Annotated in this window: 11 protein-coding genes; 3 read left to right on the top strand and 8 right to left on the bottom strand. The window is 60.6% G+C overall.

Features of this window, described 5'->3' with window-relative positions; all coding sequences use genetic code 11:
- Positions 1-107 precede the first annotated feature (107 nt).
- From AB4N74_RS04355 to AB4N74_RS04320, 8 genes are all read right to left on the bottom strand, one after another.
- Entirely contained in the window at positions 108-1,130 is a 1,023-nt protein-coding gene (locus AB4N74_RS04355) for a fimbrial protein (protein ID WP_256573864.1), read from the bottom strand.
- Positions 1,127-1,861 carry a fimbrial biogenesis chaperone gene (locus AB4N74_RS04350; protein WP_093431982.1) on the bottom strand — a complete coding sequence of 245 codons (735 nt, stop codon included), beginning with the start codon at positions 1,859-1,861 and terminating at the stop codon, positions 1,127-1,129. Before AB4N74_RS04350 ends, AB4N74_RS04355 begins: the two co-directional genes overlap by 4 nt.
- Before the next feature lie 29 nt (positions 1,862-1,890).
- The gene (locus AB4N74_RS04345) at positions 1,891-4,272 is read right to left on the bottom strand and encodes a fimbria/pilus outer membrane usher protein (RefSeq protein ID WP_245398032.1); all 2,382 of its coding nucleotides are present in this window, start codon (positions 4,270-4,272) and stop codon (positions 1,891-1,893) included.
- A gap of 147 nt (positions 4,273-4,419) precedes the next feature.
- Positions 4,420-4,953: a fimbrial protein gene (locus AB4N74_RS04340; RefSeq protein WP_093431979.1), complete on the bottom strand. Its 534-nt coding sequence runs from the start codon at positions 4,951-4,953 to the stop codon at positions 4,420-4,422.
- A 312-nt stretch (positions 4,954-5,265) separates the two neighbouring features.
- Positions 5,266-5,982: an MgtC/SapB family protein gene (locus tag AB4N74_RS04335; protein WP_007913384.1), complete on the bottom strand. Its 717-nt coding sequence runs from the start codon at positions 5,980-5,982 to the stop codon at positions 5,266-5,268.
- Positions 5,983-6,128: 146 nt separating this feature from the next.
- Positions 6,129-8,828 (bottom strand): magnesium-translocating P-type ATPase, encoded by a 2,700-nt coding sequence (gene mgtA, locus AB4N74_RS04330; protein WP_460098392.1) that lies wholly within the window; start codon positions 8,826-8,828, stop codon positions 6,129-6,131.
- Between the two features lie 573 nt (positions 8,829-9,401).
- Entirely contained in the window at positions 9,402-10,736 is a 1,335-nt protein-coding gene (locus tag AB4N74_RS04325) for a lysine N(6)-hydroxylase/L-ornithine N(5)-oxygenase family protein (protein WP_093431973.1), read from the bottom strand.
- Between the two features lie 131 nt (positions 10,737-10,867).
- A complete protein-coding gene (locus tag AB4N74_RS04320) occupies positions 10,868-11,350 on the bottom strand; it encodes a sigma-70 family RNA polymerase sigma factor (protein ID WP_042704912.1) in 483 nt (160 codons plus the stop codon).
- A 322-nt stretch (positions 11,351-11,672) separates the two neighbouring features.
- Here AB4N74_RS04320 and AB4N74_RS04315 point away from each other — a divergent pair, with 322 nt between their 5' ends.
- Genes AB4N74_RS04315 through AB4N74_RS04305 form a run of 3 tightly spaced genes read left to right on the top strand, consistent with a single transcriptional unit; the run spans position 11,673 to position 16,212 of the window.
- Positions 11,673-12,836: an efflux RND transporter periplasmic adaptor subunit gene (locus tag AB4N74_RS04315; RefSeq protein WP_460098390.1), complete on the top strand. Its 1,164-nt coding sequence runs from the start codon at positions 11,673-11,675 to the stop codon at positions 12,834-12,836.
- The gene (locus AB4N74_RS04310; RefSeq protein ID WP_460098388.1) at positions 12,837-14,810 is read left to right on the top strand and encodes a MacB family efflux pump subunit; all 1,974 of its coding nucleotides are present in this window, start codon (positions 12,837-12,839) and stop codon (positions 14,808-14,810) included.
- 7 nt (positions 14,811-14,817) lie between these two features.
- Positions 14,818-16,212 (top strand): efflux transporter outer membrane subunit, encoded by a 1,395-nt coding sequence (locus AB4N74_RS04305; protein WP_460098386.1) that lies wholly within the window; start codon positions 14,818-14,820, stop codon positions 16,210-16,212.
- Positions 16,213-16,366 lie beyond the last annotated feature (154 nt).

The raw sequence follows: 16,366 nt of genomic DNA, 5'->3' as shown, positions 1-16,366 counted from the left end.
AATCACTCAATTGACCTGGGAGACCGGATAGTGGCCTGCGCCAGCAGGGTTGAACGCAGGACTTATCCTGCGTCAATGTAGGAAATTTCCCAGAGGCTAATGCGTCATCAGTAGTAAACGATCTGCACAACCATGATCGCTTCGAACGGTCCGACTTCGGGATCGCCCAGCGACACCACCGACGCGCTGAACGGCACATCGATATGGCTGACGTCCGCCGGAAAATTCGCCAGAGGGAAAGGCTCGTTGATCTGCACCAGATTGTTGTGGGCATCGCGCACCTGAATGCCGAACTGGCTGCCCGCCGTCGGCAGAATGTTGTAAAGCCCCTGCTGGTTGGCGGTGACAAACGTCGCACCGATGTTGATCGCACTGCTGCACTTCTTTTCCAGCGCGAGGCTGAAGGGCCGGGTCGGATTGGGCGGCGAGAACCCGGTGGTGGTTTTCTGGATCACGCCAAAGTCGACAATGCCCGGCTCCGGCGTCACTGTGACATCGACCGTGCACGCGGTGCCGACAATGTTCTGCAACCCGGAGAGTTGAAAGCGGAAGTTGCCCGCCGGGTTGCTCGGCCCGCCATTCAAGCCATAGAGACCGTCGAACTGGAACACGTCGTAGGTGTCTTGCGAGGGACGCTGCAAGGGCAACAATCCGCGTTTGCGGATCACCACCTGAAACGCAATGCTGGGCGTCACCCGTGAACACGCGAGCATGTCAGCGCCGCTGGTCGCGTCCGGGCAACCACGGGATACGAATCCGCTGTTCACGCCCTGGGTCGGGTTGGAGCTCCAGTCGCCGTCCCAGGCTGTCACGCCGCGATACACCAGACCGAATTCGATGCCCCACGGGGTGGCATTGAGTCCTGCCGGGTTGCCATAGAAGTAGATCGGGTCGTCTTCCCTGAAGTGCAGATCGAAGAGTTTCCAGCAGTCGGCCGGCACCACATGGGTTTTCGAGCGCCAGATGATCGTGCCGTCCGGCACGGTGTCCGGCACCGACACCGGGCCAATGTATTCGCTCAGGTAGCTGCCGCCGTCCAGCGACTTGCAGACCATCGCCGAAGCCAACTGCGACGCGCCCAGCAGCACTGCGGCCGCGGCCAGCCGGGTCAGCGTAGAGAACAGGCTCACGGTCTCACACCTTTGCAGACGTTCGCCACGCAGTTGAACAACGTATCGGACTGGCCACCAAAGTCATTCATGTTCGACACCCGCAAGGTGCTGAACGCGGTGTTGCTCAGGGCAAAGCGCGCATTGCCGCGTGGCGCGATCATCACCGTATCGATCGGCATTCTGGTTTTTTCCGGGCCGGCCAGCAGCCCGACCACAGTGATGTGAAACGGTGTCGGGTTATCGACAATCAGCTGTTTCGCTGCCGGGTCGATTTTCAGGTTCAGGCCCAGCGCGAGGTCTTCGCCACGCTCACGCTTCACCGCTGCCGGGCGATAGAACAATTTGATCTTCGACTGCAAGGCGATCTGCATCGAGTTGACGGCCTGGCTCTTCGGCGGAATCTCGCGAATGTTCAAATAGAACACCGACTCGCGGTCCGCCGGCAGGGCCAGTTCGGGCAATTTCACGATACGCAACACACTGCTTTCGTTCGGCTCGATGCGCTGCAGCGGTGGCAGGACCATGAACGGTGAGGTGACTTTCTGGCCACTCTCGTTTTCGATCCACGACTGCACAATAAATGGCAGTTGCGGGTTTTTGTTGCTGACTGTGACGCTGACCGATGGTGCACTTTCCTCGAACACCAGCCGGGTGCGATCCGGCACCACAGCGGCGCTGGCCAACAGCGGCAGAGCAAGGCCCGCGGCCAGAAACAGACGGTGAGCAGTAAACAAGGCAAAACGAGACATGATGACTCCGGGTTTATTGGAAGACGCGGTTACAGACACTGGGCAGGCTTGGCGATATTGCTAACCACGTCCTCCTCAGGGAGTTTGGCCAGACTGCATTGGCCGGCGTCATCCCAACGCGCTACCAGTTCAGCCCCAACCTTGATGCCCAACAGATAAGTGACGCCCGCCTCGCCGACGATGCCCACCTCCCGGTTGGTGTTCTTGTCCTGCACCGATGCGCCGAAAGGCACCGGTTTACCGTCGTTGCGGGTCAACACAACAAATGCGTTGCGGCCCTGCCCCGTGGCGAAATTGACGTAGCCGATGGCCCCCTCGGTCAGCGCCAGACGCTGGATCGGGTTGGACACTTCGGTGTTGAGCGGCAGTTTTTCGACGTTGACCCGCGCTTCGTAAGCCTGAAACGAGGGCAAGCCATCCATCACCGCATAGCCGTCCCGGTTGGTGCGGGTCTGCCCGGTGAAGGCCACGTCCGGTACGCCATCGGTGGACACCAGCAGGCGCGTATCGCCATTGGTGCCATTGCCATGGGCCGAGACTCCATAACGGGTGGCGACCAGTGAGCTGTCGAGTTCGCCGGTCAGCGAGCGATAGGTGCTGCCATCGGTGGAGGCCGACGCGTTGGCGCGGTAACTCGACGCACGTTTACCGACATAGGCGTTGACGTAGCGGTTGTCGCCAACGCCGCCATACACCTGATAGTTCACGCCTTCGCCGTCGTCATGGCTGTAGCCGACACTGGCGGACGAATCGCCGGAGCCCGAGCGCTGCAGGTTACTGGAGGCCATCGAATTGCCCCCCAGTGGCACCGTCACACCGAGGTAGATCTGCGAGTCATTCTGCCGACTGTTTTGCGTCTGGTAAGCCGACAGGTTTGCGGTGATGTTCTTGACGTTGCCAAGGGAAAAACTGCGCGCCACGGTCATGCCGAAACGATCAGCTGCCGGCGCGTCCCAATAAGTCGAATGGTCGTAGGAAAAACTCGTCGATAACCAGGAAAAATGCTTGGCCAGGGTCACCGAATAACGTTGCTTGCCCGAGTTCATCGCATAGGAATCAGCATCGCCGACAAACTGCGAAAAGTTGGTGAAGGTCTTGTCGGAAAAGCGATAACCCAGAAACCGCAGGTCGGTGCCAATGGCGTCAAAACGCTTGGAATAGTTGATTCTGTAAGAGTTGCCGGCCACGGTTTCGCCGTTCCAGCGCAGCTTCGCCCGAGACGTGGTGACATCACCAGACACTGCGCCGAATACGCCAAGGTCCTTGCCGATACCGATGGCATTCGACTGATAACCCGAGGCAGCCAGCACGCCACCGTAGATCGTCCAGTCCCTTGGCAGACCATAGGCCGCTTCCGAGGCGACAAACTCAGGCTCTGTGCCGCCGTTACCGGTCAGGCGCGGCTGGCCGGCGGAAACCTTGTAACGCAACTCGCCTTCACGGGACAGAAACGGAACTGCGGCGGTGGCTACGGTAAACGTTTGTTCGCTGCCATCCTCTTCGCGCACGGTCACATCCAGTGTGCCTTGCACGCTGCTGTTGAGATCCTGAAGGCTGAACGCGCCCGGCGTCACCGTGGTCGAGTACAACACACGGCCCTGCTGGGACACGGTGACGGTCGCGTTGGTACGCGCCACGCCACTGATCAGCGGCGCATAACCGCGCAGGTTCGGCGGCAACATGCGGTCGTCGCTGCTCAGGGTCGCACCGCGCAAGGCGAAGGTGTCGAACACATCGGAGTTCAGATAGTCCTCACCGACCGACAGCTTCGAACGTATCGATGGCAACGCGCGATAGGCGTACAAGCGGTTCAACTGGAACGCTTCGCCGTGGGGATCATTATTCTGGCTACCTGACTCTTGCCGCGCCTGATAATCGGCGCGGATGCGCCAGGCATCGAGGTTGACCCCGGCCGTGCCATAGCTTTGCAATGAACGCGAATCGCCGGACGGCGTATTGGTTTCGCGGCTGTTGGCGATCACTCGGTAATCAAGCAACGCGCCGTTGAGCCCGTCGCTCCAGGCGGCAGGCGGAATGTAGTTGGGATCGTCATACTCGAACGAGGCCTGTGGCAGGCTGATCGACAGACGTCCAAGGTTTTTCATGTACTTGATCGAGGCATTTTCAATGCCACGCAAATCCACACATTGCCCCTCAGCCAGACGCGGCAGGCTTTTGAGCAACGCAGGCTTGAGACCAAAGGTCGCCACCAGGTCTTCGGGCAGACAGGCGTAACTTTCTTGAGGGTTGGCGCCGCTCTTGAACTCGATCGAACGTGAGCCGAAATAACGCTGATTGACGGTGATATCCAGCAAGTAACGACCGGGCACAGTATATTGGGCGTGGGCAAACTGTCCGAGACTGATATCGTCGTTTTTATCGATATTCAGGAACTCCGAATTAAACTCCACAGCGTTTGAATAACGCGCACAGGAGATCAACACGCAAGACACGAAAAGTTTTCGGCCGTACACGGGAAATAGCCTTTATCAGAACTTTGACGGAAAAGAAAAAAGGGGTTTTCACCCCTTTCTCTTACAACGTGCGATACCGAGGTATCAGTTGTAGGCCACGGTGAAGTTCGCAACGCTGTCTGCTTCACCGGTGGTGACGGTCGCAGAGGTGGCTTCATACATGGCGGCGAAGGTCACGGTGTTGTTGCCGTTTTGCAGCACAACCGGAGCGACCTGCTCGGTGCCGTTATCGAGCATTTCGCCAGCGCTGGCCTGCAGACGGATGCCGACGTTCTGCGCCAGACCGGTAGTGGCGAACAGGCCCGGAACCGCTGGATCCTGCACACCGCTGAAGGTGAAGCGGGCGTTCTTCTGGGTGGTGGTGTCGCAGTCGGTCAGGATGATGTCGAACTTGGTCGGCGTCGAACGATCACCGATCGCCTTGAACTGGTTCGATGGCACCTGCCCCAGGGAAACGGTCTGGTCCAGAGAGCTGGCGTCGATACCGCAGGCGCCGGATACGATTTCACCATTGAAACGTACGGTGCCAGGGTTGCCGGAAGCCGGCGTCGCAGCATTGGCGAAAGAAGCGAGACCCATGACAACGGTAGCGGCGGTAACAGCGACGATCTTTTTCATTTTTTACATCTCTTGGGATAGTTGTTTATTCGGCCCAGCGGCCTGGCTCTCCCAATTACTCATCAGCGACAACAGGCTTGCTCGCTGTAGCGAACAACCTTCATCACGGAATCTGCAACGAATGGTTCCCCCCTCTTTCCGGCCATTCCCTGCCGAACTTTCCAGGTATTCATTGCACTTCCGTAATAACGCATCGAGTCATCAGGACGCCGGGCATCTCTGCTCCGGAACAAATAGTGATCGAGACCCAAGGGTGAAAATGTAGGCTCTTTCTTGCCGCCTTGTAGGACAATTCTCAGCAACCGAAAACGATCATTCCGTGGTACTCGGACTCCAGAACGCCTGCACCACCAGCGCCGATGTGGAAATCCGCGCCACCAGCGCATCCAGTTCATCACCATCGACCGACGTCGTCGCCAGCGTCGCTTCGATTTCGATTTCATCGGCGCCGAAGGCATGCACATCAACATCGCTGGCCGGGTAGTTGCTGCGTTCAAGCTCGGCCTCAAGCAAGGCGAACACGGCGGTTTGCTGCGAGCGCCGGGCGATGACGTAAACGATGTTGGTGACTTCCGCCGAGACCACGTCCAGTGGCTGGCGGTTGATGTTGTTGACGATCGGCCGCAGCAAGGTGTTGGCGGCCAGAATGAATAGCGTGCCGAGTACGGCTTCGGCGAGCAGATCGGCCCCGGCACAGGCACCGACCGCTGCGGAGGTCCACAGGGTCGCGGCGGTATTGAGACCGCGCACGTTGCCCTCTTCGCGCATGATCACCCCGGCGCCGAGAAAGCCGATGCCGGAGACCACGTAAGCAACCACGCGCACCGCACCTTCGGCGCCAGCGAGACGGTTGGCCATGTCGACGAATATCGCCGCGCCGACCGCGACCAGCACGTTGGTGCGCAGGCCGGCGGTGCGTTGCCGGTACTGACGTTCGAAACCGATCAGGCCACCGAGGATAAAGGCGGCACTGAGGCTGACGAGGGTGTCGAGCAGCGAATCGAGATTGAGGTTGTTGATGGCTTGCATGTGTATCTCCCTCTTGAGAACGCATCAACTCCTTGTGGGAGCGAGCTTGCTCGCGAAAGCGGTGGGTCAGCTAACAGATGATTAACTGACAGGACGCCTTCGCGAGCACGCTCGCTCCCACAGGGGAAACCGTGTTGGCCGTGCTGTTATTGCCAGCCAAACCGGCGGATGTAGAACCCTTTCACCGCCTGGGTCAGCGCCATGTACGCCAGCAGAATCACCGGCAGGAACACGAAGTACAGCGACGGCAGCGCCTGCAGTTTGAAGTAATGCGCCAGCGGCCCCATCGGCAGGAAGATGCCGACCGCCATGATGATCCCGGTCATCACCAGCAGCGGCATGGCTGCACGGCTTTGCAGGAACGGAATCTTCGGCGTGCGGATCATGTGCACGATCAGCGTCTGGGTCAGCAAACCGACCACGAACCAGCCGGACTGGAACAGCGTCTGGTGATCCGGGGTGTTGGCATCGAATACGTACCACATCAAGGCGAATGTGGTGATGTCGAAGATCGAACTGATCGGGCCGAAGAACAGCATGAAGCGCCCAACGTCACCCGGCTGCCAGCGTTGTGGTTTTTTCAGCATGTCCTCGTCGACGTTATCGAACGGAATGGCGATCTGCGAAATGTCGTAGAGCAGGTTCTGCACCAGCAGGTGCATCGGCAGCATCGGCAGGAACGGAATGAACGCACTGGCGACCAGCACCGAGAACACGTTGCCGAAGTTGGAGCTGGCGGTCATCTTGATGTACTTGAGCATGTTGGCGAAGGTGCGCCGCCCTTCGAGCACGCCCTCCTCCAGCACCATCAGGCTCTTTTCCAACAGGATGATGTCCGCCGCTTCCTTGGCGATGTCCACCGCGCTGTCCACCGAAATACCGATGTCAGCCGTACGCAGCGCGGGGGCATCGTTGATGCCGTCGCCCATGAACCCGACCACATGGCCGTTGCCCTTGAGGATGCGCACGATGCGCTCCTTGTGCGACGGCGTCAGTTTGGCGAAGACGTTGGTGGTTTCCACGGCCACGGCCAGTTCGGCATCGCTCATGCGCTCGACGTCATTGCCCAGCAGCAGGCCTTGTTGCGCGAGGCCGACTTCGCGGCAGATCTTCGCAGTCACCAGTTCGTTGTCACCGGTCAGCACTTTCACCGCTACGCCATGTTCGGCCAAGGCTTTGAGCGCCGGCGCGGTGCTTTCTTTCGGTGGATCAAGGAACGCCACGTAACCGATCAGCGTCAGTTCGTTTTCATCGGCCAGGCTATAAACTTCGCGACCTTCCGGCATCGAGCGAGCGGCCACCGCCACCACGCGCAAGCCTTCAGCGTTGAATGCTGCGGTGACCTGACGAATCCGGGTCAGCAATTCATCGCTCAAGGCTTCATCGACCTCGCCGTGACGCACGCGGCTGCACACCGCCAGGACTTCTTCCACGGCACCTTTGCAGATCAGTTGATGTGGCTGGCCACGTCCTTCGACCACCACCGACATACGCCGACGATTGAAGTCGAACGGGATCTCATCGACCTTGCGAAACGTCGTGCCGACTTTCAGTTCACGGTGGATTTCCACGTGTTCCAGCACCGCGACATCGAGCAGGTTTTTCAGACCGGTCTGGTAGTAGCTGTTCAGGTAAGCCATTTCCAGCACGTCATCGGAGTCTTCGCCCCAGACATCGACATTGCGCGCGAGGAAGATCTTGTCCTGGGTCAGCGTGCCGGTCTTGTCGGTGCACAGCACGTCCATGGCGCCGAAGTTCTGGATCGCATCGAGACGTTTGACGATGACTTTTTTACGCGACAGGAACACCGCGCCTTTGGCCAGCGTCGAGGTGACGATCATCGGCAGCATTTCCGGGGTCAGGCCGACGGCAATCGACAGCGCGAACAGCAATGCTTCGGTCCAGTCACCCTTGGTGAAACCGTTGATGAACAGCACCAGCGGCGCCATGACGAACATGAAACGGATCAACAGCCAGCTGACTTTGTTGACGCCTTGCTGGAACGAAGTCACCGCGCGATCGGTTGCGCCGACACGCTGGGCCAGCGCACCGAAATAGGTGCTGTTGCCCGTGGTGAGAATCACCGCCACCGCCGTGCCGGAGACGACGTTGGTGCCCATGAACAGGATGTTGTCCAGCTCCAGAGGATTGCGCGTGTCGCGATCCTGCTGACGCGGAAATTTTTCCACCGGCATCGATTCACCGGTCATCGCCGCCTGGCTGACGAACAGATCTTTGGCACTGAGCACCCGGCAATCAGCGGGAATCATGTCGCCGGCCGAGAGCACGATCAGATCGCCCGGCACCAGTTGTTTGATGGGCAATTCGCTGCGCGGCGCGTCACGGCGCATCACCGTAGCGGTGTTGCTGACCATGGCTTTCAGCGCGTCGGCAGCCTGGTTGGATTTGCTTTCCTGCCAGAAACGCAGCAGCGTCGACAGCACCACCATGGAGAAAATCACCACGGCGGCCTTGAGGTCTTCGGTCAGCCACGAGATCACCGCCAACAACGTCAGCAGCAAGTTGAACGGGTTTTTGTAGCAGTGCCACAGGTGAATCCACCATGGCAGCGGCTGCTCGTGTTCGACTTCGTTGAGACCGTATTGCGCACGCAGCGCATCGACTTCGAAATCGGTGAGGCCATCGGAATGCGTGCCGAGTGACGACAGCAACACACCGCTGTCGCAATGCGCGGCATCGACCAGGGTGTTGGCCAAAGTCGGCGGGACTTCACGGCTGACCGTGGTGTCGTTGATCGATTCCAGCAGCGCCAGACGACGGAAGTGCCGGGCGATGTGGCGGGTCCGCAGAAAACCTGCGAAGAATTCCTTGAGCGTAAGTTTCATGGCTGTTGCCCCTATGGTCAGCCGGGAAACCGTCAAGCAGGTACGGCCGCGCCTCGTCCGCCGGAACAACCGGCACGGCAAGGCCTGGCGCGCCGGTCAGAAACGACAGGCGTGTCGATAGGGCTGCGATGACGACAATAAAGTCGCAATCACGCTCTGTTCAGCGTCGATGAGAAGGAACGTCCAGACATGGCCCAGGACGGGTCATGCACGGGATGCCGCTGCTCGCTGTTACGGCGAGACAACGGCAGAGAAAGGCTGCGCGTTATCTTGCCGAGAATCTGCCGGTTACCGAGACCGGCCGACAACTGTCACTCGAACAAGTACCCACTGTGGGTCTCCGCTATTGATGAAAACGCGCGAAGCTTACGCCCCGATGTCTGGAGAGTAAACCCGCAAAAGGGGGTGTGTCGGGGAATGTGGGGGATGTTCAGGAAGGGTTCAGGAACGAATTTTTGCGGTGTTCTTGAAGGCCCCTTCGCGAGCAAGCTCGCTCCCACATTTGTCCGGCGTACACAGAACCATTGTGGGAGCGAGCTTGCTCGCGAAAGCGGTATGTGAGGCGCTAAAAAATCAACTGGCCGTCGCCAACAGCAGATCCTCCATCGACCGATGCCCACGGTTCTTGCCATGGTCATACAAAGAACCGGCAATCTCGTCCGCACGAATCGGCAGCACCGACAGCAGCGTATCGCTCAGACCATGGCTGGCCTGGCAGAAGCCCTGCATGTAGATGCCGGCCTGGCAGCGTTCGTCGGTGATCAGTTTGTAATTGCGATCGACCTCGAAGTCGCCCAGGTATTCTTCCAGCGGCGCCAGCAGTTTGCGGTGCATCTGCCGCTCGTAACCAGTGGCCAGGACCACCGCATCGTAGTTGCGTACGCTGACTTCGCCAGTGGCGTTGTTGCGCACAGCCAACTCGATACCGTTTTCGGTGGCGGTGGCTTTCTCGACGGTGGTCAGGGTACGGAACGCATGACGGGCAACACCCGAGACTTTCTGCCGATAGAAGATGCCGTAGATGCGTTCGATCAGGTCGATGTCGACCACCGAATAGTTGGTGTTGTGGTACTCGTTGACCAGACGCTCACGCTCGACGCTGTTCTGCTGGAACACCAGATCAGTGAACTCAGGCGAGAACACTTCGTTGACGAACGGGCTGTCGTCGGCGGGCTTCAAGGCCGAGCCGCGCAGGATCATGTCGACCTGCACCGACGGGAACGAATCGTTCAGATCGATAAAGGCCTCCGCCGCGCTCTGCCCGCCACCAATGATCGCGATGCTCATCGGCTGATTGTTCACGCACGGCTGCTTGGCCATTTGCGAGAGGTATTGCGAGTGGTGGAACACGCGGCTATCGCCCTTCAGCGCTTTGAACGCCTCCGGAATACGCGGTGTGCCACCGGCGCTGACCACCACCGAACGGGTGGTCCGCACATGTTGCAGGCCCTGGCTATCGCGGGAAATCACCCGCAGCGCTTCAACCTGGTGGTTGTGCAGCACGGGCTCGATGGTCAGCACTTCTTCGCCGTAACGGCTCTGCTCGGTGAACTGCCCGGCGACCCAGCGCAGGTAGTCGTTGTACTCCATGCGGCACGGATAGAAGGTGCCGAGGTTGATGAAGTCGACCAGACGACCGTGATACTTGAGGTAATTGACGAACGAGTACGGGCTGGTCGGGTTGCGCAGGGTCACCAGATCCTTGAGGAAGGAAATCTGCAGCTCGCTCTGCGTCGACAAGGTGTTGCCGTGCCAGCTGTAGTTGGCCTGCTTGTCGAGGAACAGCACATCCAGCTCACCCTGGGTCGGGCCGCGCTCTTGCAGAGCGATGGCCAGCGCCAGGTTCGAAGGGCCGAAACCGACGCCGATCAGGTCGTGAACGATGGGCGATGCAATTGCCTGTGTCATTTCCAGTGTCCTCTGGATGAACCCCTCAACGCGGGGATAAAGCCTGGGTGACCTGACCGGCCTGAATCAGGTCAGCAGGTCGTCTGTTGAGTAGGAACGAGGACGATGAACGGAAATTTAACCAGCAAGGATCAATGGGCGTCCCATTGTTTGATGCGCAAGCGGCAATGTTTCATAGCGTTGACGATGTGCTTTTCCACCAACGCCTTGGAAATCCCCAGGTGCTCGGCAATTTCCGGATGGGACAGACCTTCGATCTTGCGCAGCAGAAAACTTTCCCGGCAGCGCGGCGGCAACTCGGCCAACGCGCGCTGAAGCATTTCCAGACGTTGACCGTGGTCGAGGGTGCCGTGGGGCGACGGGGTGAAATAGCGCTCTTCGCTGTCCAGCACATCGAGCGATTCGACCTGGCGCAAGGCGTTGCGCCGATGATCATCGATAACCAGGTTCAATGCCGTGCGATAAAGGAAGGCCCGCGGTTGTTCGATCGGTGTGTCGCTGGAACGCTCCAGTACCCGCACATAAGCGTCATGCACCACATCTTCGGCCACCTGACGGTTGCCCAGCTTGGCGTTAAGGAAACACACCAGCTCGCGATAGTAGTTTTCCAACATGACTCCCGACCGCATCGATGCAGTTCCTGTCCTTGAGCACACTGATCCAGCCGCCGCAAACGCAGTAGCAAGATAGTGGCAACGTGAGGTGCGTAATTTATAGTAATTCTCATATAGATTTAAAGCGCTGTTTCCACATCCGCCCCAAATAGTCGCGTCTGGCTACCTGTTACTTGATGTGTACGGCGCTTAAATTCCCTTGTGCATTCATCGTTTACAGGACAGCTCCCCGTATCTGTCGTGCCATGCGACAGCGTTCAGCGCCTCTGCACGCCTGTGTACTGGCCGAATGACGGGCCGATTCCACTGGCCGGAACCCTGCATGAAACGTCCCCGCCCCGCCCGACGCGCTCTGTTCGCCGCCCTTTGCCTGATTCCCGTGATCGCCGTTGCCGCGTGGCAAGTCCTGCCGCCTGGGCGCGACGCCCTCGCCACGGTGCAGGTGACCCGCAGCAGTATCGAAAACAGCGTGACCGCACTGGGCACGTTGCAGCCACGTCGTTATGTGGACGTTGGTGCGCAGGCCTCCGGGCAGATCCAGAAGATTCATGTCGAGGCTGGCGACACGGTCAAGGAAGGCCAGTTACTGGTAGAGATCGATCCGTCCACGCAAAAGGCCAAACTGGATGCCGGGCGGTTTTCCATCGAAAACCTCAAGGCACAGTTGCAGGAGCAACGCGCCCAGCACGACCTCGCGCAACAGAAATACCAACGCCAGCAGAAACTCGCCGCCGGTGGCGCCACCCGTGAGGAAGACGTGCAGACCGCCCGCGCCGAAGTCCGCGCGACCCAGGCACGCATCGACATGTTCCAGGCTCAGATCCGCCAGGCTCAAGCCAGCCTGCGCAGTGATGAAGCGGAGCTCGGCTACACGCGTATTTATGCGCCGATGAGCGGCACGGTCGTCGCCGTCGGCGCCCGCGAAGGCCAGACGCTCAACGCGCAGCAGCAAACCCCGCTGATTCTGCGCATCGCCCGGCTCTCACCGATGACCGTGTGGGCCGAGGTTTCCGAAGCGGACATCGGCCACGTCAAACCCGGCATGACCGCCTACTTCACCACGCTCAGCGGCGGCGCTCGGCGCTGGAGCAGCACCGTCCGGCAAATTCTGCCGGTGCCGCCGCGCCCGCTCGAACAGAATCAGGGCGGCAGCCCCACCAGCGGTCGCAGCGGCAGCGAACGCGTGGTGCTCTACACCGTATTGCTCGACGTCGACAACGCCGACAACAGCCTGATGACCGACATGACTGCGCAGGTGTTCTTTGTGGCGCAACAGGCGCAAGACACCCTCACCGTGCCGAGCGCCGCCCTGCAACCCGGCTCACGCCCACAATGGCAGCGGGCGCAGGTCGTCGCCGCCAATGGCGAAATCCAGTCCCGCGAAGTGCGCACCGGCATCAGCGACCGCTTGCGCACCCAAGTGCTTGAAGGTCTGGCCGAAGGCGATCACATCCTCAGCGCGCCGGCCACCGGCAGCGGAGGCTGAATGCAAACGCCACTGATTGACCTGCGGCAGATCAGCAAAGCCTACGGCGGCAATGACAGCCCGCTGGTGGAAGTATTACGCGGCATTGATCTGTCGATTCATGCCGGTGAGTTCGTCGCCATCGTCGGGGCGTCCGGCTCCGGCAAGTCGACATTAATGAATATCCTCGGCTGCCTCGACCGCCCTACCAGCGGCGAATATCGCTTCGCCGGAGAAGACGTCGCCCGACTCGACAGCGATGCGCTGGCCTGGCTGCGCCGCGAAGCGTTTGGTTTTGTGTTCCAGGGTTATCACCTGATTCCGTCCGGTTCTGCCCAGGAAAACGTCGAGATGCCGGCCATCTACGCTGGTACCCCGGCCGCCGAACGCCACGCCCGGGCCAGTGCCTTGCTGGAGCGGCTCGGCCTGGGCAGCCGCACCGGCAACCGCCCGCATCAGCTTTCCGGTGGTCAGCAACAACGGGTGTCGATTGCCCGGGCGCTGATGAACGGCGGCCACATCATCCTCGCCGACGAACCCACCGGCGCCCTCGACAGCCACAGCGGCGCCGAGGTCATGACCCTGCTCGACGAACTCGCCAGTCAGGGCCATGTGGTGATTCTCATCACCCACGACCGCGAAGTCGCACAACGAGCCAAGCGCATCATCGAGATTCGTGACGGCCTGATCATCAGCGACACCGCCGAACAGCCGTCAGCGCCACCACGCAGCGCCAATCCCGGCGCCTTGCAAGCGGTGGATCTGCGCCAGCGCCTGAGCAGCGGCAGCACCCAGACCGGCGCCTGGAAAGGTGAACTGGTCGACGCCGTGCAAGCGGCGTGGCGGGTCATGTGGATCAATCGTTTTCGCACCGCGCTGACCCTGCTCGGGATCGTCATCGGCGTGGCCTCGGTGGTGGTGATGCTCGCGGTGGGCGAAGGCAGCAAACGCCAGGTGATGGCGCAAATGGGCGCCTTCGGTTCCAACATCATCTACCTCAGCGGCGCCGCACCCAATCCGCGCACACCACCGGGCATCATCACCCTCGACGACGTCGCCGAGCTGGCTGCCCTGCCCCAGGTCGAGCGGATCATGCCGGTCAACGGCTCGACCGCTGGCGTGCGTTTCGGCAATGCCGACCACAGCAGTTACGTCGGTGGCAACGACACCAATTTCCCGAGCATCTTCAACTGGCCGGTGGTTCAGGGCAGTTACTTCAGCCAGGCCGATGAAGACAGCGCCGCCGCCGTGGCGGTGATCGGCACCAAGGTGCGCGACAAGCTGCTCAAGGATGTCGCCGACCCGATCGGCCAATACATCCTCATCGAAAACGTGCCGTTTCAGGTGCTCGGTGTTCTGGCGGAAAAGGGCTCGAGCTCCGGCGACTCCGACAGCGATAACCGCATCGCCGTGCCCTACTCGGCGGCCAGCACGCGCCTGTTCGGCAGCCGTAATCCGGAATACGTGGTGATCGCCGCCAAGGACGCACGCAAGGTCAAAGACGCCGAGCAGGCGATCGAACAGGCGATGCTTCGGCGACACAATGGCAAGAAGGATTTCGAACTGACCAACAACGCCGCAATGATTCAAGCCGAAGCACGCACGCAGGGCACGCTGTCGCTGATGCTTGGCGCCATCGCCGCGATCTCGTTGCTGGTCGGCGGTATCGGGGTGATGAACATCATGCTCATGACCGTGCGCGAACGCACCCGGGAAATCGGTATCCGCATGGCCACCGGGGCGCGTCAGCGCGACATACTGCGCCAGTTTCTCACCGAAGCGGTGATGCTTTCGGTGGTTGGTGGCCTGGCCGGTATCAGCCTGGCGATGCTGGTCGGCGGCGTGCTGTTGTTCAGCGGCGTGGCGATCGCGTTTCAATGGCTGGCCGTCATCGGTGCGTTCGCCTGCGCGCTGGCCACCGGCGTCCTCTTCGGCTTCATGCCTGCCCGCAAGGCTGCCCGGCTCGACCCGGTCACGGCCCTTACCAGTGAATGATCGACCTATGAAAGCGCCACTGACCATCCTTGCCGCCAGCCTGTTGCTGGCGGCCTGCAACAGCCCTGCGCCACGCCCCGACAGCGGCGTGCAGCCTCCGGCCGCGTGGCAATCGCCTGAGCAGCCCGGTGCCGTGCAGAGCAACCGCCAATGGTGGACGCAGTTCGGCAGCCCCGAGCTGGATCGTCTGGTCGAACAGGCGCGAGTGGGCAGCCATGACCTCGGCGCCGCCGTCGCCCGGGTCAGACAAGCCCAGGCCAGTGCGACGATTGCCGGCGCCCCGCTGCTCCCGGAAATCAAGGCCGGTCTCAATGCCAATCGGCAGAAACTGTTGCACGGCAAAGGCTACAGCCAACTCGACGTCAGCCCGGATAATCGCTCGCTGGATTACTACGACGCCGAGCTGAGCGCCAGTTACGAAATCGACTTCTGGGGCGGTAAACGCGCGGCACGCGACAGCGCCGTGTTCGGTGTACAGGCCAGCGAATTCGACCGTGCCACCGTCGAACTGACCCTGCAAAGCGGCGTGGCCAGCAGTTACACCCAAGCCTTGGCGTTGCGCGAACAGGCACGCATTGCCGAGCTCAATCTGGCCAATGCGCAGAACGTTCTGCACCTGGTGCAAACCCGCTTCGACGCCGGCAGCGCCACCGCGCTGGAACTGGCCCAGCAAAAAAGCCTCGTCGCCGAACAGCAGCGCAAATTGCCACTGGTGCAGCAACAGGCCCGCGAAGCCTTGATCACCCTCGCCGCCCTGCTCGGCCAACCGGTACAGGCAGTGTCGGCACCGCAACAGTCATTCGAACAGTTGCAATGGCCGAACATCGCCAGTGGCGTGCCCAGCGATCTGCTGAGCCGGCGTCCGGACATCGCCAGCGCCGAAGCCAAACTGGCGGCGGCCCAGGCTGACGTCAGCGTGGCCCGCGCCGCCATGCTGCCGAAAATCACCCTGACCGCCAGCCTCGGCACCGGCGCCGATCTGGCGGCGGACCTGCTGCGCACCACGTTCTACAACCTGTCTTCCGGATTGACCGCGCCAATCTTCAACAACGGCCGCCTGAGCGCCGAGCGCGACAAGGCCAAGGCGCGTCAGGACGAATTGCTGGAAACCTATCGCGGGGCGATCATCAATGGCTTTGCCGACGTGGAAAAAGCCCTGAGCAGCATTCGCGGCCTCGATGAACAGCGCCAGTGGCAAAGCGAGGAACTGAGCCAGGCGCAGACCGCGTTCGACATTGCCCAGAGCCGTTATCAGGCCGGTGCCGAAGACTTGCTGACGGTGCTGCAAACCCAGCGCACCTTGTATGCGGCGCAGGATATGAATGTGCAACTGCGCCTTTCGCGCTTGCAGGCCAGCATTGCCCTGTACAAGGCGCTGGGCGGGGGTTGGCAGGTTATCTGAGCGAAAATTATCGACAGGACTGACGCCTTCGCGAGCAGGCTCGCTCCCACATTGGATCTGCGTCGTTTACAAAGCCCCCCTGCTCGCGAAGGCGCCAGGTCAGGCAACCAAGATCCCTAGGCAAAAAAAATCGCAGCACCGGGCTGCGATTTTT

This window comes from Pseudomonas sp. H3_C08, assembly GCF_054669455.1.
The sequence above is the reverse complement of the archived record's forward strand: the minus strand, read 5'-3'. Positions and strand labels throughout refer to the sequence as shown.

What these genes read in the sequence shown, in the direction of transcription:
- AB4N74_RS04350 (WP_093431982.1), bottom strand. Translation starts at nt 1,861, where the DNA reads ATGTCTCGTTTTGCCTTGTTTACTGCTCACCGTCTGTTTCTGGCCGCG.
- AB4N74_RS04340 (WP_093431979.1), bottom strand. Translation starts at nt 4,953, where the DNA reads ATGAAAAAGATCGTCGCTGTTACCGCCGCTACCGTTGTCATGGGTCTC.
- AB4N74_RS04335 (WP_007913384.1), bottom strand. Translation starts at nt 5,982, where the DNA reads ATGCAAGCCATCAACAACCTCAATCTCGATTCGCTGCTCGACACCCTC.
- mgtA (WP_460098392.1), bottom strand. Translation starts at nt 8,828, where the DNA reads ATGAAACTTACGCTCAAGGAATTCTTCGCAGGTTTTCTGCGGACCCGC.
- AB4N74_RS04325 (WP_093431973.1), bottom strand. Translation starts at nt 10,736, where the DNA reads ATGACACAGGCAATTGCATCGCCCATCGTTCACGACCTGATCGGCGTC.
- AB4N74_RS04320 (WP_042704912.1), bottom strand. Translation starts at nt 11,350, where the DNA reads ATGTTGGAAAACTACTATCGCGAGCTGGTGTGTTTCCTTAACGCCAAG.
- AB4N74_RS04315 (WP_460098390.1), top strand. Translation starts at nt 11,673, where the DNA reads ATGAAACGTCCCCGCCCCGCCCGACGCGCTCTGTTCGCCGCCCTTTGC.
- AB4N74_RS04310 (WP_460098388.1), top strand. Translation starts at nt 12,837, where the DNA reads ATGCAAACGCCACTGATTGACCTGCGGCAGATCAGCAAAGCCTACGGC.
- AB4N74_RS04305 (WP_460098386.1), top strand. Translation starts at nt 14,818, where the DNA reads ATGAAAGCGCCACTGACCATCCTTGCCGCCAGCCTGTTGCTGGCGGCC.